Here is a 26,671-nt window from a genome sequence, read left to right as displayed (position 1 = left end):
GTGGCTGGTGGTTACACCTCCCTGACGGAACAGCTCACCAAGATGTGACAGGCGCGAATGTGACGTGCGTCTCCTCGCCGTGCGGCTCACGACGCCCGCGAGGAATACCACCCGTTCTACGGCTTGTCGGCCTCGAACAACTCGAACCAGATGCTCTTCCCCTCGCCCCGCGGGTCCACCCCCCACACGTCCGCGAGCAGTTCGATGAGCACCAGGCCGCGGCCGGACGACGCCAGCTCACCCGGTCTGCGTTTGTGCGGGAGGTCGTCGCTGGTGTCCGTGACCTCGACGCGCATCCGGCGTGCGCCCGGCTCGCCCCGCACCTCGGCCAGCAGCAGGGCGTCCGCGTCGGTGTGGACCAGGACGTTGGTCAGCATCTCGGAGAGCAGCAGCACCGCCGAGTCGATCTGGTCCTGCGACGCCCAGTCGTGCAGCAGCTCCCGCAGCTGTTGCCGGGCCACCGCCACCCGTTCCGGTTCGGCCTGGGCCACCGAGAGCATCGTGCGGCGGACCCTGGGGGGTACGGCGACCGTGTCGCCGCAGCCGCAGCCCTCGCCCTGCCGGCACAGCAGCAGAACGGCTATGTCGTCCTCGCGGCGGTCGGCCAGGGGCCCGACGGTGTGGTGCGAGGAGGGCCCGTGCACGGCCTGGACCAGGGCGTCGGCAAGGGCTTCCAGGTCGCCCTCGTGATCCTCCAGGATCGCGCGGATGCGCTTCCAGCCGGTCTCCATGTCGTGGCCGCCGGTCTCGATGAGGCCGTCGGTGCACAGCAGCAGGGTCTCGGAGGGTTCGAGGGTGATCCGGGTGGTGGGGTAGTCGGCGTCGGGGTCGATGCCCAGGGGGAGGCCGCCTGCCGTGGGGCGGTTCAGGACCGTGCCGTCCGCCATGCGGATCGCGGGGTCGGGATGGCCGGCGCGGGCGATGTCCAGGATGCCGGTCGTGGGGTCCGCCTCCACGTACAGGCAGGTGGCGAAGCGGTGGTCGGCGCTCTCGGGATCGTCGTAGGTCATGCCGTGCAGGAAGCGGGAGGCGCGGGAGAGGACCGCGTCGGGGCGGTGGCCCTCCGAGGCGTACGCCCTGAGCGCGATGCGGAGCTGGCCCATCAGGCCGGCCGCGCGGACGTCGTGGCCCTGGACGTCGCCGATGACCAGGGCGAAGCGGCCGCCCGGCAGGGGGATCATGTCGTACCAGTCGCCGCCCACCTGGAGGCCGCCGCCGGTGGGGACGTACCGCGCGGCGATGCTCATGCCCGGTATCCGAGGGCCGAGGGTGGGAAGCATCGAGCGTTGGAGGCCGTCCGTGAGTTCCCGCTCCGACTCCGCCACGCCCGCCCGGGAGAGGGCCTGGGCGAGCATACGGGCCACCGTCGTCAGGACGGAGCGCTCGTCCGGTGTGAACGCCACCGGATAGGTGAAGGCCGCCATCCACGCGCCCATCGTGCGGCCGGCGACGGTCAGCGGCAGGAAGGCCCAGGACCGGCGGCCGAAGTGCCGGGCGAGCGGCCAGGTGAGCGGGTAGCGGGACCTGTAGTCCTCGGGGTCGGAGAGGTAGACGGCGCGGCCGGTGCGGACCACCTCGGCGGCCGGGTAGTCGGTCGCGAGGGACATCTGGGAGAAGGGTCCCTCGTCGCCGGGCCGGTGGCCGTGGTGGCCGATGATCGTCAGGCGGTCTCCCTCGACGCCGAAGACGGCCAGACCGTCCGGGGAGAAACCGGGCATGGACAGACCCGCGGCGACCCGCAGGACCTCGGCCGTGGAGCGGGCCTCGGCCAGGGCGCGGCCCGCGTCCAGCAGGAACGCCTCGCGGGAGCGGCGCCAGTCGCCGGTGACGGCGGTGCGTCCGGCGGGCGTGCCGGGTCTGGGCTCGGTGACCTCCTGGAGGGTGCCGATCAGCTCGTACACCTTCCTCGCCGGGTCGAAGGACGGCTTGGAACGGCTGCGGACGACGCGGACGACGTGCCCCTCGGGGTCCATGATCCGGACGCGCACCTCGGCGAGGGTGTCCTCGGCGACGGCGAGCTGGATCACTCCGGTGATCTCGTTCCAGTCGACGGGGTGGAGACGGGCCCGGGTCTGGGCTTCCGTGAGGACGGTCTGCTCGGCGGGCAGCCCGAGCAGCCGGGCTGCCTCGGCGTCGACCGTGACCAGTCCGGTGGCGGTGTCCCAGTGCCACAGGCCGGTCGCGAGGACGGCGAGAACCTCCCCCACGGCGGGCAGAGGCTCGCCATTGCGCATTGCCCCACTTTAAGAAGACGAGGACGAGGAGTGCCACTGATCACCGGCTCTTCAATGGTGGGGAGGCGATCTCGAGGTGGCCGGTACCCTTGGGAGGTCCGGGCACCGGGCCCCGGAGATTCCCGATCAGCGAAGGCTGGATGAACGACGATGCATCGGTACAGGTCCCACACCTGCGGCGAGCTCCGCGCCTCTGACGTCGGCACCGACGTCCGGCTGAGCGGCTGGCTGCACAATCGGCGCGACCTGGGCGGCATCCTCTTCATCGATCTGCGCGACCACTACGGCATCACCCAGCTGGTCGCCCGCCCCGGCACCCCGGCGTACGAGGCCCTCGACAAGGTCTCCAAGGAGTCCACGGTCCGCGTCGACGGCCGCGTTGTTTCACGTGGAACCGAGAACGTGAACCCGGACCTCCCCTCCGGCGAGATCGAGGTCGAGGTCGGCGAGGTCGAGCTGCTCGGCGCGGCCGCCCCGCTGCCGTTCACGATCAACACGGAGGACGGGGTCAACGAGGAGCGGCGTCTGGAGTACCGCTTCCTGGACCTGCGCCGTGAGCGCATGCACCGCAACATCCTGCTGCGTACGTCGGTCATCTCCGCGATCCGGCACAAGATGACGGCGCTGGGCTTCAACGAGATGGCGACGCCGATCCTGTCCGCCACCTCGCCCGAGGGTGCCCGCGACTTCGTCGTCCCCTCCCGCCTGAACCCGGGCAAGTTCTACGCCCTCCCGCAGGCCCCGCAGCAGTTCAAGCAGCTGCTGATGATCTCCGGCTTCGACCGCTACTTCCAGATCGCGCCCTGCTTCCGCGACGAGGACGCCCGCGCGGACCGCTCGCCGGGCGAGTTCTACCAGCTCGACGTCGAGATGAGCTTCGTCGAGCAGGAGGACGTCTTCCAGCCGATCGAGAAGCTCATGACCGAGCTCTTCGAGGAGTTCGGCAACGGCCGGCACGTGACGTCCCCCTTCCCGCGCATCCCGTTCCGTGAGGCGATGCTCAAGTACGGCTCGGACAAGCCGGACCTGCGCGCCCAGCTGGAGCTCGTCGACATCACCGACATCTTCGAGGGCTCGGAGTTCAAGGCCTTCGCCGGCAAGCACGTGCGTGCCCTGCCGGTGCCGGATGTGTCCGCGCAGCCCCGCAAGTTCTTCGACCAGCTCGGTGACTTCGCGGTCTCGCAGGGCGCGAAGGGCCTGGCCTGGGTGCGGGTGACCGAGGACGGCTCGCTGACCGGCCCGATCGCGAAGTTCCTCACCGAGGAGAACGTCGCCGAGCTGACCAAGCGGCTGTCGCTCGCCGCGGGTCACGCCGTGTTCTTCGGCGCGGGCGAGTTCGACGAGGTCTCGAAGATCATGGGCGCGGTGCGGGTCGAGGCCGCCAAGCGTGCCGGGCACTTCGAGGAGAACGTCTTCCGGTTCTGCTGGATCGTCGACTTCCCGATGTACGAGAAGGATGAGGAGAGCGGCACGATCGACTTCTCGCACAACCCGTTCTCCATGCCGCAGGGCGGTCTGGAGGCCCTGGAGACCCAGGACCCGCTGGACATCCTGGGCTGGCAGTACGACATCGTCTGCAACGGCGTCGAGCTGTCCTCGGGCGCGATCCGGAACCACGAGCCGGAGATCATGCTCAAGGCGTTCGAGATCGCCGGCTACGACCGGGAGACCGTCGAGGAGAAGTTCGCCGGCATGCTCCGCGCGTTCCGCTTCGGCGCCCCGCCGCACGGCGGCATCGCCCCCGGCGTCGACCGCATCGTCATGCTGCTGGCCGACGAGCCGAACATCCGCGAGACCATCGCCTTCCCGCTCAACGGCAACGCCCAGGACCTGATGATGGGCGCGCCGACGGAGCTGGAGGAGGCACGGCTGCGGGAGCTGCACCTGACGGTGCGCAAGCCGCAGCCGAAGTAGTCCGCTTCGGAGTCCGCTTGGTGGTCCGCTTCGCGAGGGGCCTGAAACCGACGTCGGTTTCAGGCCCCTTCGGCGTGCCTGGGGAAACCACAGTCCGCTCCCACGTCTTTGACAGTCTCCTTACCTAACTTCCCTGCTCATGACGGGAAACCAGACGGCCCCAGGGCCGAAACACAAGCAGGACCCGACGCGTCGCAAGGTCGTCGTGGCGGGCGGCGCGGCGGTGGCCGCCGTGGGTGTGGGCGGTGCCCTCGCCATGACCGCCTCCGCGGACGAGACGACGGCGGGCGCGAGCGCGGCCTCGACCGCGTCGAGCAGCGCGGAGGTCTGCTACAAGCTCACCTCGGAGACCACCGAGGGTCCCTACTACATCGACGCCGACAAGATCCGCCAGGACATCACCGAGGACAAGGAGGGCATCCCGCTCACCCTCACCCTCAAGGTGATCGACTCCGAGACCTGCAAGCCGATCCGCGACGCCGCCGTCGACATCTGGCACTGCGACGCGCTGGGCATCTACTCCGGCTACGAGAGCCTGTCGACCGGCGGTGGCGGCACCGCCCCGACCGGCGCCCCCTCGGGCACGCCGACGGGAGAGCCGCCGTCGGGCGCACCGTCCGGCGGCCCCGGCGGCGGTGGCGGGATCCACGAGGAGCCCACGGACGACGAGCGCTACCTGCGCGGCACCTGGAAGACGGACAAGCAGGGCCGGGTCACCTTCAAGACGGTCTTCCCGGGCTGGTACCGCGGCCGCTGCGTCCACATCCACACCAAGGTGCACGTGGACGGCGAGTGGACCGACGCCGGCTACGAGGGCGGACACGCCTGCCACACCGGCCAGTTCTTCTTCGACGAGGAGTCCGTGCTCGCCTCCGCCGAGGTCGAGCCGTACGCCACCAGCACCACCGAGCGCACCACGCTCACCGAGGACACGATCTACGACCAGAGCGGCACCCAGGGCGGTCTCCTCAGGCTGAAGTACGACAAGAAGAACATCGCCAAGGGCGTCGTCGGCTCCCTCACCGTGGGCGTCGCGCCGGACGAGACGAACGACGGCACCTGATCGCTGCCGTGCCCCGCCGGGTCGATGGGTTGTTCATGCAGTTCACCTGTTCGCGTACATGAACATTTGCTCAACCCATTGACCCGGAAGATCGGCCTCCGTAACGTCCCCCAGTGCCCGCGTACGTGATTGCAGTTCACGTATGTGCACCGCGAGGGAGACAACGATGTCAGAAGTCGTGTCAGAGGTCGTGACACCCGACGCCGAAAGCCGAGCAGTCGGCAAGTTCCTGCGTCGCATGCTGCCGATCCTGGTCCTGATGCTGCTGGTCAACCAGATGGACCGGACGAACGTCGGCTTCGTCCAGGACGAGTTGCGGGCCGATGTGGGGGTGAGTGCCACCGCGTACGGTCTCGGCGCCGGCCTGTTCTTCATCGGGTACGCGCTGTTCGAGGTCCCGAGCAACATGCTCCTGGAGCGGTTCGGCGCCCGGGTCTGGCTCACCCGCATCATGATCACCTGGGGCGTGGTGATCGTGGCGATGTGCTTCATCCACAACGTCGCGATGTTCTACGCCCTCCGTTTCCTCCTCGGCGTCGCCGAGGCCGGCTTCTTCCCCGGAGTGCTCCTCTACTTCACCCAGTGGCTGCCCGACTCCAGCCGGGGCCGGGCGAGCGCGATCTTCCTCGGCGGTTCGGCCACGGCGTACATCGTGACGGGACCGGTCACCGGAGCCCTGCTGGAGCTGCACGGGGCGGGCGGATTCGCCGGCTGGCGCTGGATGTTCGCGCTGGAGGGCGCCTTCTCGATCGTCGTCGGGATCGTCGCCGGGTTCTTCCTCGTCTCCCGCATCGAGGACGCCCGCTGGCTCACCCGCGAGGAGAAGGCGGCACTGAGCGCGGCGGTCGACCGCGACAAGGAAGCCCGCAGCCGAGCTCCCAGGGTCTCCCGGCTCAAGCTCCTGTTCCACCCCCAGGTCGCCCTGCTGACCGGCGTCTTCTTCGCGATGGCACTCACCGGGTACGCGATCACCTTCTGGCTGCCCAGCCTGGTCGACGACATCGGCGGGCTGTCGTCCTTCCAGGTCGGGCTGCTCACCGCCGTACCGTGGATCTGCGCCGTGATCGCGATGTACACGGTGAGCCACTTCACCGACGCCGCCCCGGACCGCCGCCCCTTCCTGGCGATCGCCCTGGTCCTGTCGGCCGTGGGCACCTTCCTCGCCACCCTGGGCTCCCCCTGGTTCGGGCTCGCCGCCCTCACGCTCGCCGCGGTCGGCGGGAAGTGCGCGGCCACCCTGTACTGGCCGATGGCCCAGTCCGGACTCGACCTCAAGGTCGCCGCGCCGGGGCTCGCCGTGGTCAACTCCATCGGAAACCTGGGCGGTTTCGTCTCCCCCACGCTCTTCGGCTACCTCAAGGACACGACCGGCAGCACGAACGGCGGCCTGTACACGCTCTCCGCCGCGTCGCTCCTCGCGGTGATCGGGGTGGTCTTCATCAGGAACACCCGCGGGACGTCCGGCGCCCCGCCGCGGACCGCGCCGGAGACGAGCGCACAGCGGCCCGTCGTGTCCTGAGAAGCGCGAAGGCGCCCGGGGTGACCGCACCCCGGGCGCCCGCGTTCACGAACTCACAGTTCACGAAAGCGACTTGTAGCCGCTCCAGCCGGTGGCGATCGTCGCCCGCGCCCCGAACGACCCCTTGCCGTCCCCGCTGTTGCGGAACAGGTTGCCGCTGCTGTCGCGGGAGACGATGTCGGCCTTGCCGTCGTCGGTGATGTCGCCGACGCCGACGATCACGTTGTACGAGCCGCCCCAGTTCGCGAACAGCCGGGTGCGGGCGCCGAAGGTGCCGTTGCCCTTGCCGTAGTAGCGGTACAGGGTGTTCGCCTTGTCCTGGGCGAGCAGGTCACCGATGCCGTCGCCGTTGAGGTCGCCGACGCCCACGATCTTCTTGTACGTCTTCCAGTTGTCGTAGAGCTTCACGCGGGCGGACAGCTTGCCGGTGCTGGTGCCCTTGTAGAGGTAGACCGTGCCGGTGGACGTGTTGCGGGCGACCAGGTCCGGGCGGCCGTCGCCGCTGACGTCACCGGGGGAGGTCAGGACGTCGTACTGGGTCCAGCCGCCGGTCGACAGCGTCGTGTACGACGTCGACGGCCTGACCGCGGCGTTGCAGCCCGGCTTGTACAGGCGCAGGGCGCCGCTGCTCAGGCGGACCAGGACGTCGTTGCAGCGGTCGCCGCTGAGGTCGCCGAAGGGCACGAACCTCGCGGTCGTCGGCCAGCCGGTGCCGGTGGTCTTCTCGCCGAATCTTCCGGTCCCGGTGCCGCTGTGGAAGGTCAGGCCGCCGGAGGCGTTGAGGGTGAGCAGGTCGCCCCTGCCGTCCGGGCCGTCGGGGCTGGTGAAGTCGCGGAGTGCGGGCGCGCCCCGGAGGACGAACCCCTCCCCGGACTTCACCGTGGCCGGGGTCGAGGTGCCCAGGCCGGTCGCCTTCAGCGTCCACGTGAACGCGCCGTTGGGGAAGTAACCCCCGCTCGCCGTCCTGCCGTTCCAGGTCGCCGACACCCAGGCCGAGGTCGCACCGCCGGTGATCGTGCGGGTCGCCCTGCCGCTCGCGCCGCTCTGCACCGAGGTGAGGGTGAGGGACCAGGAGGTGACGGGGCGGGAGAGCAGCCAGTGACCGCGCCACGGCTCCGTCGAGGGCGGCTCCATGATGCCCTCGGTCTCCGTGGAGAAGGCCGTCGGCGTGGACGGCGTGACGCCGGTGGTGGCCACGTGCGTCTGCTCGAACGAGTCGAACCAGGCGACCAGGCCCGTGTACTCGTCCACCGTCCAGCGGTAGCGGCGGTCCACCGCGAGGCCGCTGTCCGGCAGGCCGGAGGCGATCACGCGGGTGGTGCCGGTGGCCGCGTCGGTGAGGACCAGCCGGTCGGCGTCGTGGTCGTGGCGGACGGTGAAGCCGTCGCCGAGCAGCACGTCACCGGGCTGCACGGCGCGGGACGTACCGGCCTTGGTGTCGTAGACGCCCGCCGAGGCCGTCCCGCAGGACCAGTACACCCAGCGGCCCGCCGCCTGGAGCTCGCTCGGCGTGCAGGCGAGCGAGGGGACCGTCACCGTGGCGAGGGTCCTGTCCTCGGTGAGGCTGTAGGAGGTGAGCTTGCCGGTGCCGGCGGCGCTCCAGAGGGTGGAGCCGTTCAGGGCGGCGGCGCGCACCGAGCGCTTCAGCTTCTGCGCGTAGCCGAACTCGCCGACGTACTGCGCCGGGGCGGAGCCGCCCGAGTTGTAGACGGCGTAGTCGTCGGAGACGTCGACGATCGAGCCGCCCGTGGTGCCGTAGAACGACAGGGGGTTGTAGCCGATGGAGACCAGCCGGTCCGCGTTCTCCAGGCCGCTGCCGCCCTCGTCGCCGTCGTAGAACGTGTCGAGGTAGACGTCCTCGGGATCGGTGCCGTCGAAGTTGCCCCACATCGCCGAGCAGGTGGTGTTCGGGTACGGGCACGTCGGGCTGACCGAACTGCTCTCCGTGGCGGCGGACGCGGTCAGCTGGGTGCTGCCGTTGGTGGTGAGCCTGCGGACGGACGTGGTGTCCGAGGTGCTGCTCGTGGTGTCCTCCGCGACGCGCAGGCTGCCGCGGCTGAGCGCGAGCCCGGTCTTCTTGTTCTCGTACGGAGGGACCTTGGTCAGCTTCGCCACCTGCGGGGTGCCGTCGGCGCCGAGGCTCACGCGCTGCACCCACCAGTCGGCCGTGGTGGTGCCGCCGGTGACGAGGGCGCCGCCGTCCGGGGTGGCCAGCGGGGTGCCGTACGACCCGGGCAGCAGGGTCCTGGTGGTGCCGTCGGTCAGGGAGACGGCCTTGACGCCGGGGGCGCCGGTCAGGACCAGCCAGTCACCGACGAGGACGGGAACGGGGGAGACGGTGGTCTCCTCCCCGGCCACCGGGACCGTCTCCTCGGCGGCGAGGTCGGTGCGCGGCTTGAGGTGCAGACCGGCGGCCTGCGTGTACCAGCCGACGCGGTCGTCGCTCAGCACGACCTCCGGCACCGTCTCCTCGGACAGACCGGTGAAGACCGGGGTGAGCCGCGCGGTGGCGAAGTCGAGGTAGCCGACGGTGTACGACGTGAGGGCACCGTTCTCGTCGCGGGCGGGGTGGGTCAGCAGGGCGCCGTTCTCGTCGCCGGTGCGCGCGAAGTTCCACTCCCAACCCACGTCGGCCGGATAGCCGGTGACCACGCGGTCGCGCTGCTTGCCGTCGACGAGGTCGACGAGGTGCAGCACGTGTCCGTCCAGTTCGGTGCCGTCGACGACGCCGTTGTACTCGACGGTGACGGTGGTCTCGCCGTACGTGCCCACGCGGTCGGCCGACTGGCTCAGGTCGAGGGTCCGCAGGGCGCCGCCGTCCGGGCTCCACAGCGACACGGGGTCGCCGCCGTCGGTCCTGTTCGGCAGCGCCACCGTGTCGGCGTCCTGCCCGAACACGCCCGAGGCACAGCGCTTCTCCGTGTCGTAACAGCTGGTGGTGGTCGGCGAGTAGACCCCGGACGGTCCCTCGACGGTGACGGTGCTGCCGTCCTCGTAGTCCGTCCAGAACAGGCCGGCGGCCCCCGCCTGGCGGTGCAGGAAGCCGGTCTCGCCCGCCGCCAGCAGCCGCTCGGCGCGCCGCAGCTCGAGGCGCGGATCGTCCAGGACGATCTCGGTGGTTCCGGCCGCCGCGGCCGTCGTGGCGGCCTGCGCGGCGCCGCCGCCGTCCTCCGTACCGGAGAACAGAGTGATGGATCCGGCCGCCACGGCGACCGCGAGCGCGGAGACGAGAGCGGCACGACCGCCCCGTCTCGGGGCGTGTCTGCCCACGTGAAGTTCCCTCCCCACGAGGGCCCCCGCCCTCGCACAAGTGGCCGGATGCTATCAGGGGGCGGGGGTGCGTCCGCGCAGGTGAAGGGGCAGGGCGGGTGCTGAACGCCTGGTCTAGCCGGCGACGCGGGTGACGCCGAAGATCAGGGTGCGGCGACCGACGTCGTAATGGACGGTCCCGGTGGTCTTCAGCAGGTCGTCCAGGACATCGGCGTCGTCGACGTCGATGGTCAGCACTTCCTCCCAGGCGCCCTCGTCGAGAACGAGCTGCAGGGTGAACGTGCCGCGTGCGCCTGCGTCGCCGGCGACCCAGCTGAACTGGTAGTGGCTGAGCTGGCGGACCTTGATGCTTTCGTCGGTGAGGGGCTGGCTGATGGTGCCCATGACGTCCTCCTCATGCGCTGATCGGCGAAATCCCGTCGTGCGTGTCCGGGCGTGTCCGGGCGGGTCCAGGGGGATCCGGTCACCGATCACTCCGGCCGGTCTCGTCGGTCTGACCGGATTCGGTCTCGGTCTCGATCCGCTCCTTGCGGATCTCGCCGCGAACGGTCTCTTCCTCGGTACGCTCCTCGGTACCCAGCCGGACGCGTTCGACGGGGACGGCTTCCGTCTCCACGACGGGGCGCTCCTCGTGGAGTATCACCTCGTGTTCGGCCTCGGTGATGTCGGCGCCGGACATGGCCGCGTCCCGGTTGGCGTCGGTGATCGGCTCGTGCTCGACCCGGACTTCCTCGTGGCGTACGGGGACGGTCTTCTGGACCTCCTCGGTGACGACGTACTTGCGCAGGCGCGCCCGGCCGGTCTCTCGGCGTTCGACACCGACGCGCATCTGCTCCTCGGAGCGCGTCATCGCGTCGTCGCCGGCCCGCTCTGTTCCGGCAGCGGTCGTGGTGGCCGTGGTGCCGGTGACGGTGCCTGCCAGGCCGCCCTGGGGCTGGTCGGTCCGCTGCCAAGCGGTGTCCCAGTCGATGCCGTAGTGCTGGTAGAGGCGGTGCTCCTCCTCTTCGGACAGATGTCCGCCGGCGTCGACGTCGACGTTCGGTGCGTCCTTGACCGTTTCCTTGTCGTAGGGCACCTCCAGGTGGTCCTCCACCACGGTCCCGTCGTGGATCGGCACGAACGACTCGCTGGTGCCGAACAGGCCGGTCTTCACGCTCACCCATTCGGGCTCACTGGTCACATCGTCGAAGAAGATGTGCTTGGCCTCACCGATCCTGTTGCCGTCCGCGTCGTAGACGGGATGATCCAGCACGGTGGCGATCTGGTCGCGAGTGATCATTAGGGCTCTCCTTGTTCCTGTAGTCCCTTACGCGTAACCACTCGCTTCACGGGCAAAAGCGGAAAATTCCAGAAAAAATGGAAATATTCCCGCAGTGAGGCGGTCGCACGGCGGGGAACCAGGGGGCGGACGATCACCGCCGGTCGCCGCTCGCCGGTGCCGCCGGGTATTGAGACGGCCTATCAAGGAAACGCAAAGCGACTTCACAGAATCCTGGCCGACGGTCGTTCCATGACCTCAACGGCCCTGAACCAACTGGTTTTGGTCGCCTGTGACCTCGTCGCCGTCTCGGTGCTCACCTTCGGCGTCTTCTTTCCGCGTCACCACCGCCGGGACCTCGTCGCCGCGTTCCTCGGAGTCAATGTCGGCGTCCTGTCCGTGGCGATGACGCTGAGTTCCGCGTCGGTCGGGATCGGCCTGGGAATGGGCCTGTTCGGGGTGCTGTCGATCATCCGGCTGCGGTCGTACGAGATCGCCCAGCACGAGATCGCGTACTACTTCTCCGCCCTGGCGATCGGCCTGCTCAGCGGACTGCCGCAGCACGCGACCGTGCTGTCCGCCGCGCTGACCCTGCTGATCGTCGGCGCGATGTACGTCGGCGACCACCCCCGCCTGTTCGCCCGGCACCGCACGCGCAGCCTGCGTCTCGCTCCGCGCACACCGACGAGGACGCCCTGCGCACCCACCTCGAGGTGCTGCTCGGCGGACGGGTGGTGAACCTGTCGGTCAAGAGCGTCGACCTCGTCAACGACACCACGCAGGTCGAGGTCCGGTACGTCGTGACCTCCGTCCCGGTGCCGGAGGTAGCGGTTGCCGCCCCTGCCGAGCTGGGCGTACGGGCATGACCGCCATCGACTCGCTGGGCACCGCCGTCTCGTCAACGCCCCCGACCAGAAGGTCACGTTGATCCTCGATGGCGCCGGCATCTCCAGTTCCTCGGGGGCGGCGATCGCGGCGACCGAGGCGGAGGAACTGGTGGTCGTCCTGGCCGACGGCAGCGAGAACACCCTCTCCGACGCCGACTCGTACGCCGAGTCCACCGAGAAGGACGACGCCGACGCGGCCCTCTTCAGCGCCGGGAACCTGACGGTCGGGGGCGGCGGATCGCTCACCGTGCGCGGCAACGGCAACGACGGCATCGCGAGCAAGGACGGACTGGTCATCGCCTCCGGCACGGTCACCGTCGAGGCCGCCGACGACGGCGTCCGGGGCAAGGACTACCTCGTCGTGCACGGCGGCCAGGTCACCGTCACGGCGAAGGGCGACGGTCTCAAGGCCGACAACACCGAGGACACGGAAGCCGGTTACCTCGCTGTCGACGGCGGCACGGTGAAGGTGAGCAGTGCGGGCGACGGCGTCGACGCGGCGACCGACCTCGTGGTGACCGGCGGGACGCTCGACGTGCACAGCGAGGCCGCGGACGACAGCTCCGCGCACGGGCTCAAGTCGGGGGTCATCACCGTCCTGGAGGACGGAAAGGTCGCCGTCGACGCCTCGGCCGACGGCGTGCACAGCGACGCGGCCGTGCGTCTCGGCGGCGCCACGGTGACCGTCGCCGCCGGCGACGACGGGGTGCACGCCGAGGGCGATCTGCTCGTCGACGGCGGGTCGGTGAAGGTGACCCGGTCGAACGAGGGCCTGGAGGGCAAGGACATCACGGTCGCCGGCGGTTCGACGGAGATCACCTCCTTTGACGACGGGGTGAACGCGTCCGGCGGTACGACGACCGAGGAGGGCGGTGGCGGCGGCCGGGGCGGTGGCGAGTCCGCGGGGGACTTCACCCTGAAGGTCACCGGCGGCACCCTGGTCATCAACGCCGACGGCGACGGCATCGACTCCAACGGCACCGCCGAGATCACCGGCGGCACCCTCGTCGTCAACGGCCCCGAACAGGGCGGCAACGGCGCGCTCGACGTCAACGGCAGCTTCACGGTCGGCGGCGGTGTGCTGGTGGCCACCGGGAGCGCGGGTATGGCCGTCGCCCCCGACACCGGGTCCGCGCAGGGCTGGATCTCGGCGACCCTCGACACGACGGTCGATGCGGGCACGACGCTGCACGTGGCGGACGCCGACGGCAAGGTGGTGGCCACGTACGTCACCTCGAAGGCGATCCAGAACGTCGTCTTCTCCTCCTCCGCGGTGAAGTCCGGAGCGGAGTACCGGATCTACTCCGGCGGCTCCGCCTCGGGCACGAGCACGGGCGGGCTGGCGGAGAAGGGCGAGCTGGGCTCGGCGGACGAGCTCGCGACGGTGACGGCGGGCGAGGCGCCGGAAGGGCGGGTTCGGGGGCGGGCGGAGGTAGGAAGGCCGGTGTTGTGGCTACTCGCCTTCGAAGATCTCGGCGGCGGATGTGGCGGTGGCGGCACGGGTGAGCCAGGTGCTCAGGGTGGCGTGGTCCGTGCAGTTGGTGATGCGTTCGCGGGCTTCGTCGGAGACGTCGATACCGCGGCCGGCCAGCACCAGCAGGAGCGCTTGGGCTTCGCCTTCGGCGCGCAGCTCCTGCGCCAGCGGGGACTGGAAGAAGGAGAGGTCCATGGTCACGAGTTTCCTCCAGTGTTCGGCGACCGTGCCTGTGCCCAGGCCCTGTGCGGTCAGTTCGATGAAGATGTCCGCTGCGTTCTCGTCGCGTTTGTGCAGCGAGAACGGCAGTCGCGACAGCGGCCGGGTTCGGGCCCGCGGAATGCGTGGTCGCAGCCGTCGCAGTTGCGGAGGGGGTGCCTGACGGACGGAGGTGCTTCGGGGGCGCGGTACGGCGGGAGAGGCGGGAGCTGGGCCGTGAGGCGGTGAGCCAGGAACGCGGCCGGGCGGTACAGGGGCTCGGCGGGGAGGTCGCTGGTCAGGGCGTGGCGTACGGCGGTGGGGGTGAGATCGCGCTCCAGCCAGGCGGCGACGCCGGGGGCGAGGTGGTCGGCGTCTGTGGCGGAGAGGAGCAGGCGGGGGTCTTCGCGGCGGAGGCCCGCAAGGACGTCGATGGCCGTCTGGAGGAGGGCCGGGGAGGCGTACGCGGGCTTCGGTACGGCGGGGAGGGCGCGGCGTGGGGGCTTCTTCCGCTGCTCGGCCGCCCGCCGGGCCGGGGGCCTGTCCGGGGGTTTGGGTACGTCGTCGGGCGCGTCCCCGTGTCGGCCCGGCTGGTTGCAGGAGACGGTGCGGGTGACGATCCGGCCGCTCTCGGTGCGCTCGCGGGTGCGGCGCAGGTAGCCGTGGGTCTCCAGTTCGCGCAGGGCGGCGGCGATACGGGTCGGGCCCTCGGGGAAACGGTCGGCGAGGGTCTTGATGTCGGCGCGGGCGCCGGTGGGGAGCGACTGGATGTGGACGGCGAGCCCGATGGCCAGCGCGGACAGCTCGGGGTGCTGGGCGAGGTGGTTGCCGATCACCGTGAAGCGGTTGGTGTGGCGGGAGTTGTCGTGGATCACTCCGCCCGGGTGGGCGTTCCGGCGGGGGTGGTTTTTGCCCGTGGGACGGGTCTGGGCGTGCGGGTGCACGCTAGGGTTCTGCGTATCCATCGGGAAGCTCTCTTCTTCCTCGGTGGTCAGGCCCTCGCATGGGATTGCAGTCCCGGCGGGGGCCGTCGCATGTCTGCGGTTGTGTGGTGTCGCGCTGAGCGTAGAGCAGCCAACCCGTGCCGAAGCCAGCCGAGTTGGTGATGTTCACTCGCGCGAGTGAGCAGGCGCCGTGGGCGGGAGGGGTGGGGCTTGGTCGGGTTTCTTTCCCTCTCGTGGTTCTTTGGGAAGAGCGCCAGGCCGACCGGAACACACGTCCTCAGGCTTCGGTGGTTGCGGCGCCAGGTCGAGTTCGGCCCACACGGTTTTACGGGGACGGGGGACGGGGGTGTCGAGTCGGGTGGACTTTTCCTTGTTCGTATCACTGAGCGTGGCCGTGCGTGCTTACCGTGAACAGTGACGACGCCGATGCGTACGGTGACCGTCCGGAGCTTGTCCGCTGCTGTCCGGGCTGTCGGTACCGGCCATAGGGGTACGTGCGTTGCGGCACGGAGGTACGACGGAGGGGTGCGGTATGTCGGTGGACGGCGAGGTACGACGGCTCAAGAGCGAGGCGGACGAGCCGGGTTGGGAGGTCGACCCGGACGATGACTGGGGAGTGGCCGTCGTCGCGACCGTGGGGCGGCAGCTCAGGCTGCGGCGGGAGGCGGTGGGGATGCGGGCCGCCGAGTTCGGGGCGGCGGTGGGGTACGGGGAGGACCTCGTCTACAAGATCGAGGGCGGTAAGCGGATCCCTCGGGGCGAGTATCTGGACAGGGCGGACGAGGTGTTGGGGGCGGGTGGGTTGCTCTCGGCGATGAAGGAGGATGTGGCGAAGGTCCGGTATCCGAAAAGGGTTCGCGAACTGGCCAAGTTGGAGGCGCAGGCGGTCGAGATCGGCATCTACGAGAGCCACGGCATCAACGGCCTGTTGCAGACCTCTGAGCACGCAAGGTCGTTGTTCAAGGCCATGCAACCCCCGTACTCGCCGGACGAGGTGGAGCGCATGGTGGCCGCCCGCATGGCTCGGGCGTCGATCTTCGAGCGGTCCCCTGCCCCGGCGCTCAGCTTCGTCCAGGAAGAGGCGGCCCTGCGGCGACCTCTCGGAGGCACAATGGTGAGGCGACAACAGCTCGAACGTCTGTTGGAGGTGGGGAATCTGCACAACGTTCTGCTTCAGGTGATGCCGTTGAACTGCGAGACCCACTCCGGCATGGACGGCAGGATCGAGCTGCTGAAATTCGCGGATGGTACGGCAGTGGGCCGCTCCGATGGTGCGTTCAACGGGCGGCCGACCTCCGATCCCAAACAGCTGCGCATCCTTGAGCTGCGGTATGGCACCATCCGGGCTCAGGCGCTCTCCCCAGGGGAGTCGCTGACCTTCGTCGAACAACTGCTGGGAGAGACATGATCCGCAAGGCCCATGCCGGGGACGCCTCCGAGCTGGCGTGGTTCAAGAGCAGCTACAGCAGCGGCAATGACGGCAACTCCTGCGTCGAGATCGCCCTCGCCCCCAGCGCGGTGCACGTCCGCGACTCCAAGAACACGGGCGGGCCTCGGCTCGCGCTCGCGCCGGAGGCATGGGCGGGCTTCGTGGCGTACGCCTCGGAGAGCTGACCTCTCAACCAGCGGCGTCGGCCTTCTGGTTTCTCAGGTCCCCTCCGCATACCTACTGCGTCACGAACTGCGTGAGGATCGCCTGTACCTCGTAGATGTCGACGCCCTTGGTGAAGGTCTTCTGGATCGGGACGGAGTTGCCCGAGACCCAGATCTTCAGCTCGGCGTCGAGGTCGAAGGTGCCGGCGGTCTCCACCGCGAAGTGGGTGATGCTGCGGAACGGGATGGAGTGGTACTCCACCTTCTTTCCGGTGATGCCCTGCTTGTCGACCAGGAGCAGGCGACGGTCGGTGAACAGGATGACGTCGCGCACCAGCTGGTACGCGGCCTGCACCTGCTCACCGGCGCCCAGCAGGCGCGCGTAGTCCTGCTGCGCCTGGCTCGGGTTCACGGTGTGCGCGTTTCCGAACATGCCCATGTGGATCCCCCCACTCGATCGGCTCATGTGCCCGGGTGCGTTCCGTTACGACCCGGCTTCATGTGATCTTCGTATTGTGTACCTTCTGGGGCGCGACGGTGTGTGGAGGTGCGGGAAATGTGATCGCGAGCGGCAACCCTTCCGGGGTCCGCGGCCACTGACGGGGTGACAGTACGTTCCACCACCCGTAAGGAACTCCCCTCGTGGCATCCCCCTCACACCGTCGGTCCCTCCGCAAGCGTCGCACCCTCGTCGTCTCCGCCGCCGCCGTCGCGGCCGCCGCCCTCGGCACCTCCTTACTCGTGCTGAACGCGAACGCGGCACCCGTCGACCTCTACCACCAGACGCTCGCGGCCAAGGACGGCTGGGCGTCCTCCGGCACCGGTACGACGGGCGGCGCCAAGGCCGACGCCGCGCACACCTTCACCGTCAGCACGCGGGCGGAGCTGGTGAAGGCGCTCGGTTCCGCCTCCGACACCACGCCGCGGATCATCAAGGTCAAGGGCACGATCGACGCCAACACCGATGCCGCGGGCAAGAAGCTGACCTGCGCGGACTACGCGTCGGGCACCGGCTACTCGCTGTCGGCCTATCTGAAGGCGTTCGACCCGGCGACGTACGGCACCTCGAAGCTGCCCTCCGGCACCCAGGAGAGCGCCCGCGCCGCCGCTCAGGCCAAGCAGGCGAAGAACATCGTCTTCAAGGTGCCCGCCAACACGACGCTCGTCGGCGTCCCCGGCACCAAGGCCGGCATCACCGGCGGCAGTCTCCAGGTGAAGAGCGTCGACAACGTCATCATCCGCAACCTCACCTTCGCCGCCACCGAGGACTGCTTCCCGCAGTGGGACCCGACCGACGGCTCGGCAGGCGAGTGGAACTCCAACTACGACTCCGTCACCCTGCGCGGGGCGACCCACGTCTGGGCCGACCACAACACCTTCACCGACGCGCCGTTCTTCGACAGTGCGGAGAAGACGTACTTCGGCCGGAAGTACCAGATCCACGACGGCGCCCTCGACATCACCAACGGCTCGGACCTGGTGACCGTCGAGCGCAACCAGTTCACCAACCACGACAAGACGATGCTGATCGGCAGCAGCGACACCGACAGCGTCGGCAAACTGCGCGTCTCCATCCACCACAACGTGTGGAAGGGCATCACCCAGCGCGCCCCGCTGGCCCGCATCGGCCAGATCCACATCTACAACAACGTCTACGACACGACGACACTGAACGGCTACGCGCCGAAGTACAGCATCGACTCCCGTGCGAAGGCACAGGTCGTCGCGGAGAACAACCACTGGACGGTGCCGGCCGGCGGCAAGGTCGCCAAGCTGCTCAGCGGCGACGGCACGGGTTCCGTCGCGGGCGGCGGAAACCTCGTCAACGGCACGGCGACGGATGTCGTCGCCGCGTACAACGCCGCGAACTCCAAGAAGCTGAAGACGACGGTGAACTGGACGCCGTCGCTCACGGCGGGGCTGGAGCCGTCGGCGAAGAACCTGCTGACGTCACTGGCGACGACGACGGGGGCCGGGGTGCTGTAGGGCACCGCCGAGCCCGGCGGGGCCGGCACCCGGTGCGAGGGCGGTCAGGTCGTGCTCATCCGGAGCGGCCCCGCCGCCCTCCTGCACCGGCTGCGGGTCAGGTGACGTACCGGCCGTCCCAGGGTTCGCCGAATTCCAGGCGGTCCGGGTAGAGCTCGGCCCAGGACTCGTTCTCCTCCTTGCGGATCACCAGGCCGAAACGGACTCCGTCGACGGTGAGCTGGAAGGGGCGGACGGCGATGTCCGTGTAGGAGCGGCGCGGCAGGCTGCGCAGGAGTTTCGACAGGTGGATGCGGGCGCGGCCGAGGACCGAGTCGTTGCCGTCAGGGGCGCGCTGCTGGTCCGCCCAGGTGCCCGCGCACCAGATCTCCGAGTCGCGGTAGTGGCCGTCGGCGTCGAAGGTGTGCAGTGCCACGTAGAGGCGTTTGTGCTCTTCCCAGCCCTCGTCGGGACGGAAGCCCTCGGGGAAGGCGTACGTGATCGACGCCAGGAACTGGCCGTCCGCGTACCGGCCGATGGACTCGGTGTGACGCCTGGGCGCGTAGGCGATCGGAATGACCTCGGGTACTGCCATTGCCATGGCGGAAACCATACGGGTGGTCGGGGACATTCCGGCAGGGGGTAGGGGTACGGACGAGGGCCCGGGAAGCGGTGTGCTTCCCGGGCCCCGCGCTGATGAGCGCGCGCGTCACGCCGTCGGCTTCTCCTCCAGGCGCGGGAAGAGGACCGCACCCTTGGTGACCGTCGTGCCGGCCGGGAGCCTGCCCCACTCGCCGGCCTCCTGGACCTTCTGGTCCGCGAGGGCGCCGAGGGAGGTGCCGGCGCCGAGCGAGTCCCAGAGCTTCTGGGAGGTGTCCGGCATGACCGGGTTCAGGAGGACCGCGGACGCGCGGAGGGACTCCGCGGCCGTGTAGAGGATCGTTGCCAGGCGGGCCTTGCCCTCGTCAGAGGTGTCCTTGGCGACCTTCCACGGCTCCTGCTCCGTGATGTAGCCGTTGACCTGCTTGACGAAGTCGAAGACGGCCAGGATGCCGCCCTGGAAGTCCAGCTCCTCGCCGATCTTCCGGTCGGCTTCCGCCACCGCCTTCGCCAGGCCGTCCTGGACCGCCTTCTCGGCCTCGCCGGACGCCGTCGCCTCGGGCAGGGCGCCGCCGAAGTACTTGCCGACCATGGCCGCGACGCGGGAGGCGAGGTTGCCGTAGTCGTTGGCCAGCTCGCTGGTGTAGCGGGCCGAGAAGTCCTCCCAGGAGAAGGAGCCGTCCTGGCCGAAGGCGATCGCGCGCAGGAAGTACCAGCGGTACGCGTCCACGCCGAAGTGCGAGGTCAGGTCCTGCGGCTTGATGCCCGTCAGGTTGGACTTGCTCATCTTCTCGCCGCCGACCATCAGCCAGCCGTTGGCGGCGATCTTGCCGGGCAGCGGGAGGCCCTGCGCCATCAGCATCGCGGGCCAGATCACCGCGTGGAAGCGGAGGATGTCCTTGCCGACCAGGTGGACGTCGGCCGGGAAGGTCTCCTCGAACTTCTGCTGGTTCTCGTTGTAACCGACCGCCGTGGCGTAGTTCAGCAGCGCGTCGACCCACACGTAGATCACGTGCTTCTGGTCCCACGGGATCGGGATGCCCCAGTCGAAGGTCGAGCGGGAGATCGACAGGTCCTGCAGGCCCTGGCGGACGAAGTTCACGACCTCGTTGCGCGCGGACTCCGGCTGGATGAAGCCGGGGTTCGCCTCGTAGTGGGCGAGGAGCTTGTCGCCGTACTCGCTCAGCTTGAAGAAGTAGTTCTCCTCGCTGAGGATCTCCACCGGCTTCTTGTGGATCGGGCACAGCTTCTGACCCGCGAAGTCACCCTCGCCGTCGAGCAGCTCGCCCGGGAGCTTGTACTCCTCGCAGCCGACGCAGTACGGGCCCTCGTAGCCGCCCTTGTAGATCTCGCCCTTGTCGTACAGGTCCTGGACGAACTCCTGGACGCGGTCGGTGTGCCGCTTCTGCGTGGTGCGGATGAAGTCGTCGTTCTCGATCTCCAGGTGCTCCCAGAGGGGCTTCCAGGCCTCCTCCACGAGCTTGTCGCACCACTCCTGCGGGGTCACCCCGTTCGCGTCCGCGGTGCGCATGATCTTCTGACCGTGCTCGTCCGTGCCGGTGAGGTACCACACCTTCTCGCCGCGCTGACGGTGCCAGCGCGTGAGCACGTCCCCTGCGACGGTCGTGTAGGCGTGGCCCAGGTGAGGAGCGTCGTTGACGTAGTAAATGGGGGTCGAGACGTAGTACGCCTTCGCCCCCTGCTTCTCGGATCCAGTGGCCGCCATGCCCGAAATCCTACTGGTCTCGCGAAGGTCGACTCACATGCGTTTCGGGGGGTGGACCGGAGATCGGTCCACCCCCCGACGGGGCAGCGGGCGCTGCGGGGGTTACGGGCGCCAGGTGGCCAGTACGCCCTCGTAGAGCTCGGCGTCCGTGAGCTCGCGGGGGGTCGGGCCCGCGTGGAAGAAGGACGTGTTGCCCGTCTTCAGCTTGCGGAGGTAGTCGAAGGCCTTGTTGTCCTGCTCACCGAAGGCGACGAAGGAGAAGAAGACGGTGGGGTGGCTCTTCGCGGCGTCCGTGAGGGACTGGGTGGCCGGGGTCTTGGCGTCGGGGGCGCCGTCCGTCTGGAAGACGACGAGGGCGGGGGTGCCGGGGGCCGCTTCCCGCGCGTGGTGGGTGACGACTGCCTCTACCGCGGCGTGGTAGCTGGTACGGCCCATGCGGCCGAGGCCGGCGTGCAGCTCGTCGATCTTGTTGTCGTGGTCGGTGAGGGTCAGCTCGCCGGTGCCGTCCAGTTCCGTGGAGAAGAAGACCACGTGGACCTTGGCCTCGGGGTCGAGGTGGGCCGCGAGGGCGAGGGTCTGCTCGCCGAGGGCCTGGGCGGAGCCGTCCTTGTAGTACGGGCGCATGGACGCGGAGCGGTCGAGGACGAGGTAGACCTTGGCACGGGTGCCGGTGAGGTTCCTGTCCTTGAGGGTGGTGTCGGCGGCCTCGTAGGCGGTTCGGAGGGTGGCGGGGACGGTGGCCTCGGCCTCGGCCTCGGCTTCGCCTTCGGTGTTCCCACCCGCACCACCCGTGCTGCTTTCGTCGTCGACCGCGGGTGGCCCCTGTGGGGCGTCCTCGCCGTCGGCGGCCAGCGGCTCGGGGGTGGAGACCGGCTCGGGGGCCGGGGGCTCCTCCGCGACCGGCTCCGGCTCCTCGGCGGCGACCGGTTCGGCGGCGGGTTCGGGCTCCGGCTCGGGGCTGACCTCCGCCACGGGCTCGGGAGCCACTTCCGCGACCGGCTCCGGCTCCTCGGCCGCCACCGGTTCGGCGGCGGGCTCCGGCTCCGGGGCGGCCTCCACAACCGGCTCGGGCGCGGGTTCGGGCGTCACCTCGGCGGTCGGCTCCGCGACCGGCTCCGGCTCCGGCTCGACGACCGGCTCAGGCTCGGGCTCGGGAGCGATTTCCGCGACCGGTTCGGCGGCGGGTTCGGGCTCGGGAGCAACCTCCGTGGCCGCGACCGGCTCCGGCTCCTCGGCCGCCACCGGCTCGGGCTCCTCGGCCGCCACCGGCTCGGCAGTCGGCTCCGGCTCCGGCGTGACCTCCGTGACCGCGACCGGCTCCTCGGCCGCCGCCGGCTCGGCCGCCGGCTCCGGCTCCGGCGTGACCTCCGTGGCCGCGACCGGCTCCGGCTCCTCGGCCGCGACCGGCTCGGGCTCGGGAGTGACCTCCGCGACCGGCGTCTCCACCACCGGCTCCGGCGTCGGTTCCTCCGCCACCGGCGTCTTCGCCGGCTCCGCCGCGGTCACAGCCGGGAGCGCCGGTTCCGCCGGTTCCGCCGGCTTCGGTACGGCCACCTTGTCGAAGGCCGCCGCGACCAAGTCGTGCTCGTCCTTTGCGGACAAAGGGGACTCGGTGGGCGGTGTGGACGGCGTCGACGCGCGCGGTTCCGGGACCGTCGCCGTCGGCTGCGGGTCCGGGGTCGGCTCCGTTGCAGGGGCCGGTACCGTCGGCGCGGCCTCCTGCGAGGCAACCTCGGTTTCCTGCGAAGGGGCGGTGGTGTGCCCCTTGCGTGACCGGCCGAACGCGTTCCGCAGGAGAGTGAGAATGCCCATGTGCGCAACCCTTCGCATGAGTTGTAGCCCGTCAATCCCTGGCCAGGACGGACACGTAAGGTTAGCGGCCCCGGAAGGCGATCTTGGGCAGGGGCGGGTCGCGCGACCCGGGAGACGTCAAGAGGGCATATCAAGCCTTGACCCGCGCGCCTGCCCGTCGAGGCCAACTGCCTGACAGCCACCTCGGGTTCACCCTCGGTTCACCGGCACGCCCCGCTCCCGCACAGACGTGCCCATAGCGTCCGTCACACCGGAACCAAGGGGAAGCAAGGGGAGAGCAAAGTGCGTATGCAGTTGCCGTTGATCAGGACTTCGAACGAGCACCCCGGGGGGCGCTCCGCCCTCACCTGCCGGTTCCGGTGTGGTGACGCCTGTTTCCACGAGGTGCCGAACACGTCCGCCAACCCGTACGTCGGTGATGTCATCGCCGGTGCGCTCAGCCGGCGGTCGATCATGCGGGCCGCGGCCGTCGTGACCGTGGCCGGTGCGGCGGGGGCGGGGCTCACCTCGCCGGTCGCCGCGGCCGAAAGCGGTGCAGAGGGAGCCATTGCGGGCAAACCCGGTCGCGGCAGGGCCGCCCGTGGTCTTCGGTTCGCCGCCGTCGCGCCCAACACCGCCGACGTGGTGACCATTCCGGATGGTTATCGGCAGAATGTCGTGATCCGCTGGGGTGAGCCCATCCTGCGCGGGGCTCCGGCCTTCGACCCGGAGAAGCAGACCGCCGCCGCCCAGGCCGGTCAGTTCGGGTACAACAACGACTTCCTCTCCCTCCTCCCGCTGCCGGGCGAGCGGAACAGGCAACTCCTCGTCGCCAACCACGAGTACACCGACGAGGTGCTCATGTTCCGCGGCTACGACGCCGCCAACCCGACCCGTGAGCAGGTCGAGATCGCCTGGGCGGCGCACGGGCTGTCCGCCGTCGTCGTGGAGGGCGACCGCAGGAGCGGGAAGCTGACCGCCGTCTCCCGGCACCCCCTCAACCGGCGCGTCACCGCCACCACCGAGTTCCGGGTCACCGGGCCCGCCGCCGGGTCCGACCTGCTGAAGACCTCCGCCGACCCGACCGGCACCAAGGTCCTGGGCACCCTCAACAACTGCGCGGGTGGAACCACCCCCTGGGGCACCACGCTGCACGGCGAGGAGAACTTCAACCAGTACTTCGCCAACGCGAGCCGGGCGACGGACAAGCGGTACGGCATCGGCACCGCGGCCTCCGAGCGCAAGTGGGAGCGGTTCGACAAGCGGTTCGACGTGGCCCAGGAGCCGAACGAGGTGCACCGTTTCGGGTACGTCGTCGAGCTCGACCCGTACGACCCGCACTCCACGCCCCGCAAGCACACCGCCCTCGGCCGCTTCAAGCACGAGGGCGCGACCGTGCGGCTCACGGACGACGGCCGGCCGGTCGTCTACACCGGTGACGACGAGCGGTTCGACTACTTCTACAAGTTCGTCGGCAGCAAGCGGATGAAGAAGGGCTCGTCGCGGGCCGTGCGCGAGCACAACCTGAGCCTCCTCGACGAGGGCACGCTCTACGTCGCCAAGCTCACCGGTGACTCCCCCGCCATCGAGATCGACGGGACGGGGAAGCTGCCGGGCGACGGTGAGTTCGACGGCAGCGGCGAGTGGATCCCGCTGGCCACCGCGACCGCCAAGGGTGCCGTCTCGCACGTGGACGGGATGACCGCCGACGAGGTGTTCGTCTTCACCCGGCTCGCCGGGGACAAGGTCGGCGCGACCAAGATGGACCGGCCCGAGGACATCGAGCCGAACCCGCACACCGGCAAGGTGTACGTCGCCCTCACCAACAACAGCAACCGCGGTGTCGGCACGAACGCCCCGGCCGACGAGGCCAACCCGCGCAACGCCAACAAGCACGGGCACGTCCTGGAGCTCACCGAGCGCTGGAACCGGGCCGACAGCAAGAAGTTCGCCTGGACGCTCTTCCTCGTCGCCGGTGACCCGGAGGACCCCGCCACCTACTTCGCGGGATTCCCCAAGGACGACGTCAGCCCGATCTCCTGCCCGGACAACGTGGCCTTCGACTCGTACGGCAACCTGTGGATCTCCACCGACGGCGCCCAGCTCGGCTTCCACGACGGCCTCTTCGGCGTCGCCACGAAGGGCGAGCGGCGCGGTGAGCTCAAGCAGTTCCTGACCATGCCGATCGGTGCCGAGACCTGCGGTCCGGTCATCCAGGACCGGCGGGTGCTCGTCGCGGTGCAGCACCCGGGCGAGATCAACGGCGCGTCCGTGGAGAAGCCGGCCAGCACCTGGCCGGACGGCCCCGGCAAGATCGTCCGCCCGTCGGTCGTGGCGGTGTGGCGCGCCGACGGCGACGACATCGGCGTCTGAGCACAAAGACCGGCGCGGTCGTCATCCGCGCTGGTGCAGCGTGATCTCGACCAGCAGCGCGCGGTGATCCGTGCCGGCGAGGTCGAGGAAGCGGGTCTCGCGGGCGGCGAAGTCGGCGGAGACCAGCACGTGGTCGATCTGGGCGCCCAGCGCCGGAGTGGTCCGGGCCGTGCGGGCGGGCCAGGTGGGCGTGCGGTCGGCGCCGGTCAGGCGGGCCGCGTCGCGCAGGCCGGTGTCGAGGATGCGGCGGAAGGCGGCGTGGTCCTGGGAGGCGTTGAAGTCGCCGGCCAGAATGGTCGGCGACTTCGCCCGGCCGGCGGCGAAGTCGCGCAGGGCACCCAGCTCGCGCCGCCAGACGTCGACCTGGCCGGGCAGCGGGGGCATCGGGTGCGCGAGCTGGAGCCGTACGGCCCGTCCGCGCACGTCGGCGACGGCACCCGGCATGCCCATCGTGCCGGGGATGCCTTCGGCGGCCTCGAGGGGGAAGCGGCTGAGGAGGACCGACCCCGCCGATCCGCCGCCCTCGACGGCCTGTCGGTGCGGGTAGTCGGCGCCGAGGGCCTGCTTCAGCGCCGCGTCACACGTGTACTCGCACTCCTGTATGAAGACGAGGTCCGGCCGCTCCCTGCGGACGGTGGCGACGAGGGAGTCGGTGGCCTGCCCGAACTCGACGTTCGAGGTCAGCACCCGCAGGGAGGCGACGGCCGCACCGCCGGGCTCGCTGCTCTTCCCGTACGGCTCCATGAACCAGGCCAGCAGTCCGATGACGAGGACCGCCCACACCACCCCGGTCCACCACCGGGCCAGCAGGGCGATCCCCAGCCCCAGCGCGGCGGGTGCGAGCAACCACGGCAGGAAGGCCAGGAGCTGGGGGACGGGGGTGATCCCGTCGGTGTCGGCGACCCGGCACCCCACGACGACGCTCACCCCGGCGAACAGCGGCGCGGCGCACCAGATGCCGGGCCGGCGGAAGCGCTGTCGGGTCACCGTCCCGAGACTACGAGCGCCGGTCCACCCGCGCCAGGAACTCCCCGAGCGCCCCGTTGAACTCCTGCGGGCGCTCCAGGTTCGGCAGGTGGGCCGCCCTCTCGATCACCCGCAGTGTCGAGTCGGGGAGGGCCGCGTGCATGGCCTCGGCGTCGGCAACCGGCGTGTACGTGTCGTCGGCGCCCACCACCACCAGCGCGGGGACGGTGACGCGGGTCAGCAGCTCGCGGTAGTCGGGGCGTGCGGCGCGGGCGCGGAGGGCGGCGGCGGCACCCTGGGCGGGCGCGGACGTCATCATGCGGTGGACGTGGGCCTTCACCTCGGGTGAGGCGTACGGCGCCACCATCTTCTCCAGCACCTCGTCGGCGTACCCCCGCAGCCCCTCCCGCAGCAGCCGGTCCGCCATGGCGTTGCGGGTGCGCACGCCCTGGGGGGTCTCGGCCGCCGGGAAGGTGTCCGCGAGGACCAGGCCCCGGACGCGCTCCCCGAACCGCCGGTAGCCGTCCATCGCGATCTGGCCGCCCATCGACAGGCCGGCCAGGACGAAGGTCTCCACCTTCAGCTCGTCGAGGAGCGCCTCGATGTCCTGCGCGAACTGGGCGAACCGGGTGACGCCGGGGGCCTGCCGGGAGTCGCCGTAGCCCCGCAGGTCGGGGGCGATCACCCGGCGCGTGGCGGAGAACCCGGCGATCTGCGGGGCCCACATGGTGCGGTCGAAGGGGTGGCCGTGGACCAGGACAAGGGGGACCGCAGAGGTATCGGCCCCTTTGTCCTCGTATGCGAGGAACTCCGGGAAAGAGGTCATGTGACCGACCCTAGATCGCCCCAACTCGTCGGTGCAATAAGATCTTTGCTCTCGGTGCAATCCGATCCTG

At 70.0% G+C, this 26,671-nt stretch carries 20 protein-coding genes and 1 pseudogene; 10 read left to right on the top strand and 11 right to left on the bottom strand.

Features of this window, described 5'->3' with window-relative positions; translation table 11 throughout:
• Positions 1–116: 116 nt before the first annotated feature.
• On the bottom strand, positions 117–2,234 hold the full coding sequence (locus ACZ5XS_RS29725) for a SpoIIE family protein phosphatase (protein ID WP_468656427.1): 2,118 nt from the start codon (positions 2,232–2,234) through the stop codon (positions 117–119).
• Between the two features lie 150 nt (positions 2,235–2,384).
• Here ACZ5XS_RS29725 and aspS point away from each other — a divergent pair, with 150 nt between their 5' ends.
• The 3 genes from aspS to ACZ5XS_RS29710 all read left to right on the top strand — a co-directional run bounded on the left by aspS (position 2,385) and on the right by ACZ5XS_RS29710 (position 6,730).
• Positions 2,385–4,148, top strand: a complete 1,764-nt coding sequence (gene aspS / locus ACZ5XS_RS29720; protein ID WP_468656425.1) for an aspartate--tRNA ligase — start codon at positions 2,385–2,387, stop codon at positions 4,146–4,148.
• 139 nt (positions 4,149–4,287) lie between these two features.
• Positions 4,288–5,211, top strand: a complete 924-nt coding sequence (locus tag ACZ5XS_RS29715; RefSeq protein WP_468656423.1) for an intradiol ring-cleavage dioxygenase — start codon at positions 4,288–4,290, stop codon at positions 5,209–5,211.
• A gap of 166 nt (positions 5,212–5,377) precedes the next feature.
• Positions 5,378–6,730 (top strand): MFS transporter, encoded by a 1,353-nt coding sequence (locus ACZ5XS_RS29710; protein ID WP_468656421.1) that lies wholly within the window; start codon positions 5,378–5,380, stop codon positions 6,728–6,730.
• A gap of 60 nt (positions 6,731–6,790) precedes the next feature.
• On the opposite strand, the gene ACZ5XS_RS29705 is transcribed toward ACZ5XS_RS29710, so the two are convergent.
• The 3 genes from ACZ5XS_RS29705 to ACZ5XS_RS29695 form a co-directional block, all read right to left on the bottom strand.
• The gene (locus ACZ5XS_RS29705; RefSeq protein WP_468656419.1) at positions 6,791–10,000 is read right to left on the bottom strand and encodes an FG-GAP-like repeat-containing protein; all 3,210 of its coding nucleotides are present in this window, start codon (positions 9,998–10,000) and stop codon (positions 6,791–6,793) included.
• A gap of 114 nt (positions 10,001–10,114) precedes the next feature.
• A complete protein-coding gene (locus ACZ5XS_RS29700) occupies positions 10,115–10,384 on the bottom strand; it encodes a hypothetical protein (protein WP_217242964.1) in 270 nt (89 codons plus the stop codon).
• 79 nt (positions 10,385–10,463) lie between these two features.
• A complete protein-coding gene (locus ACZ5XS_RS29695; RefSeq protein WP_468656417.1) occupies positions 10,464–11,279 on the bottom strand; it encodes a DUF2382 domain-containing protein in 816 nt (271 codons plus the stop codon).
• A gap of 231 nt (positions 11,280–11,510) precedes the next feature.
• Here ACZ5XS_RS29695 and ACZ5XS_RS29690 point away from each other — a divergent pair, with 231 nt between their 5' ends.
• The 3 genes and pseudogenes from ACZ5XS_RS29690 to ACZ5XS_RS29680 form a co-directional block, all read left to right on the top strand.
• On the top strand, positions 11,511–11,996 hold the full coding sequence (locus ACZ5XS_RS29690; RefSeq protein WP_468656415.1) for a DUF4956 domain-containing protein: 486 nt from the start codon (positions 11,511–11,513) through the stop codon (positions 11,994–11,996).
• Positions 11,972–12,124, top strand: coding sequence for a hypothetical protein (locus tag ACZ5XS_RS29685; protein ID WP_468656413.1), 153 nt, complete (start codon positions 11,972–11,974; stop codon positions 12,122–12,124). The genes ACZ5XS_RS29690 and ACZ5XS_RS29685 overlap by 25 nt, the downstream gene beginning before the upstream one ends.
• Positions 12,090–13,307, top strand: a pseudogene (locus ACZ5XS_RS29680) (carbohydrate-binding domain-containing protein); the annotation flags it as partial. The gene ACZ5XS_RS29685 and the pseudogene ACZ5XS_RS29680, both read left to right, overlap by 35 nt.
• Before the next feature lie 563 nt (positions 13,308–13,870).
• On the opposite strand, the gene ACZ5XS_RS29675 reads toward ACZ5XS_RS29680, so the two are convergent.
• Positions 13,871–14,782, bottom strand: coding sequence for a helix-turn-helix domain-containing protein (locus tag ACZ5XS_RS29675; protein ID WP_468656411.1), 912 nt, complete (start codon positions 14,780–14,782; stop codon positions 13,871–13,873).
• Between the two features lie 511 nt (positions 14,783–15,293).
• Here ACZ5XS_RS29675 and ACZ5XS_RS29670 point away from each other — a divergent pair.
• Entirely contained in the window at positions 15,294–16,169 is an 876-nt protein-coding gene (locus ACZ5XS_RS29670; RefSeq protein ID WP_468656409.1) for a helix-turn-helix domain-containing protein, read from the top strand.
• A complete protein-coding gene (locus tag ACZ5XS_RS29665; protein WP_468656407.1) occupies positions 16,166–16,375 on the top strand; it encodes a DUF397 domain-containing protein in 210 nt (69 codons plus the stop codon). The genes ACZ5XS_RS29670 and ACZ5XS_RS29665 overlap by 4 nt, the downstream gene beginning before the upstream one ends.
• Positions 16,376–16,427: 52 nt before the next feature.
• Here the strand turns inward: ACZ5XS_RS29665 and ACZ5XS_RS29660 are convergent, their stop codons facing one another.
• A complete protein-coding gene (locus tag ACZ5XS_RS29660; protein WP_468656405.1) occupies positions 16,428–16,793 on the bottom strand; it encodes a PH domain-containing protein in 366 nt (121 codons plus the stop codon).
• A 203-nt stretch (positions 16,794–16,996) separates the two neighbouring features.
• Here ACZ5XS_RS29660 and ACZ5XS_RS29655 point away from each other — a divergent pair, with 203 nt between their 5' ends.
• Positions 16,997–18,340: a pectate lyase family protein gene (locus ACZ5XS_RS29655; RefSeq protein ID WP_468656403.1), complete on the top strand. Its 1,344-nt coding sequence runs from the start codon at positions 16,997–16,999 to the stop codon at positions 18,338–18,340.
• 97 nt (positions 18,341–18,437) lie between these two features.
• Here the strand turns inward: ACZ5XS_RS29655 and ACZ5XS_RS29650 are convergent, their stop codons facing one another.
• The 3 genes from ACZ5XS_RS29650 to ACZ5XS_RS29640 form a co-directional block, all read right to left on the bottom strand.
• The gene (locus ACZ5XS_RS29650) at positions 18,438–18,914 is read right to left on the bottom strand and encodes a hypothetical protein (protein WP_468656515.1); all 477 of its coding nucleotides are present in this window, start codon (positions 18,912–18,914) and stop codon (positions 18,438–18,440) included.
• A gap of 114 nt (positions 18,915–19,028) precedes the next feature.
• Positions 19,029–20,645: a methionine--tRNA ligase gene (gene metG, locus ACZ5XS_RS29645; protein ID WP_468656401.1), complete on the bottom strand. Its 1,617-nt coding sequence runs from the start codon at positions 20,643–20,645 to the stop codon at positions 19,029–19,031.
• A gap of 102 nt (positions 20,646–20,747) precedes the next feature.
• Positions 20,748–22,457, bottom strand: a complete 1,710-nt coding sequence (locus ACZ5XS_RS29640; protein ID WP_468656399.1) for a VWA domain-containing protein — start codon at positions 22,455–22,457, stop codon at positions 20,748–20,750.
• A 282-nt stretch (positions 22,458–22,739) separates the two neighbouring features.
• On the opposite strand from ACZ5XS_RS29640, the gene ACZ5XS_RS29635 reads away from it, so the two are divergent.
• Positions 22,740–24,809 (top strand): PhoX family protein, encoded by a 2,070-nt coding sequence (locus ACZ5XS_RS29635; protein ID WP_468656397.1) that lies wholly within the window; start codon positions 22,740–22,742, stop codon positions 24,807–24,809.
• A gap of 21 nt (positions 24,810–24,830) precedes the next feature.
• Here the strand turns inward: ACZ5XS_RS29635 and ACZ5XS_RS29630 are convergent, their stop codons facing one another.
• Entirely contained in the window at positions 24,831–25,796 is a 966-nt protein-coding gene (locus tag ACZ5XS_RS29630; protein WP_468656395.1) for an endonuclease/exonuclease/phosphatase family protein, read from the bottom strand.
• Positions 25,797–25,806: 10 nt separating this feature from the next.
• On the bottom strand, positions 25,807–26,601 hold the full coding sequence (locus tag ACZ5XS_RS29625) for an alpha/beta fold hydrolase (RefSeq protein ID WP_468656393.1): 795 nt from the start codon (positions 26,599–26,601) through the stop codon (positions 25,807–25,809).
• Positions 26,602–26,671 lie beyond the last annotated feature (70 nt).

This window comes from Streptomyces sp. NPDC033131 (genome assembly GCF_055578365.1).
The sequence above is the reverse complement of the archived record's forward strand: the minus strand, read 5'-3'. Positions and strand labels throughout refer to the sequence as shown.

What these genes read in the sequence shown, in the direction of transcription:
- ACZ5XS_RS29725 (WP_468656427.1), bottom strand. Translation starts at nt 2,234, where the DNA reads ATGCGCAATGGCGAGCCTCTGCCCGCCGTGGGGGAGGTTCTCGCCGTC.
- aspS (WP_468656425.1), top strand. Translation starts at nt 2,385, where the DNA reads ATGCATCGGTACAGGTCCCACACCTGCGGCGAGCTCCGCGCCTCTGAC.
- ACZ5XS_RS29715 (WP_468656423.1), top strand. Translation starts at nt 4,288, where the DNA reads ATGACGGGAAACCAGACGGCCCCAGGGCCGAAACACAAGCAGGACCCG.
- ACZ5XS_RS29710 (WP_468656421.1), top strand. Translation starts at nt 5,378, where the DNA reads ATGTCAGAAGTCGTGTCAGAGGTCGTGACACCCGACGCCGAAAGCCGA.
- ACZ5XS_RS29700 (WP_217242964.1), bottom strand. Translation starts at nt 10,384, where the DNA reads ATGGGCACCATCAGCCAGCCCCTCACCGACGAAAGCATCAAGGTCCGC.
- ACZ5XS_RS29695 (WP_468656417.1), bottom strand. Translation starts at nt 11,279, where the DNA reads ATGATCACTCGCGACCAGATCGCCACCGTGCTGGATCATCCCGTCTAC.
- ACZ5XS_RS29690 (WP_468656415.1), top strand. Translation starts at nt 11,511, where the DNA reads ATGACCTCAACGGCCCTGAACCAACTGGTTTTGGTCGCCTGTGACCTC.
- ACZ5XS_RS29675 (WP_468656411.1), bottom strand. Translation starts at nt 14,782, where the DNA reads ATGGATACGCAGAACCCTAGCGTGCACCCGCACGCCCAGACCCGTCCC.
- ACZ5XS_RS29670 (WP_468656409.1), top strand. Translation starts at nt 15,294, where the DNA reads ATGTCGGTGGACGGCGAGGTACGACGGCTCAAGAGCGAGGCGGACGAG.
- ACZ5XS_RS29665 (WP_468656407.1), top strand. Translation starts at nt 16,166, where the DNA reads ATGATCCGCAAGGCCCATGCCGGGGACGCCTCCGAGCTGGCGTGGTTC.
- ACZ5XS_RS29660 (WP_468656405.1), bottom strand. Translation starts at nt 16,793, where the DNA reads ATGGGCATGTTCGGAAACGCGCACACCGTGAACCCGAGCCAGGCGCAG.
- ACZ5XS_RS29650 (WP_468656515.1), bottom strand. Translation starts at nt 18,914, where the DNA reads ATGGCAGTACCCGAGGTCATTCCGATCGCCTACGCGCCCAGGCGTCAC.
- metG (WP_468656401.1), bottom strand. Translation starts at nt 20,645, where the DNA reads ATGGCGGCCACTGGATCCGAGAAGCAGGGGGCGAAGGCGTACTACGTC.
- ACZ5XS_RS29640 (WP_468656399.1), bottom strand. Translation starts at nt 22,457, where the DNA reads ATGGGCATTCTCACTCTCCTGCGGAACGCGTTCGGCCGGTCACGCAAG.
- ACZ5XS_RS29625 (WP_468656393.1), bottom strand. Translation starts at nt 26,601, where the DNA reads ATGACCTCTTTCCCGGAGTTCCTCGCATACGAGGACAAAGGGGCCGAT.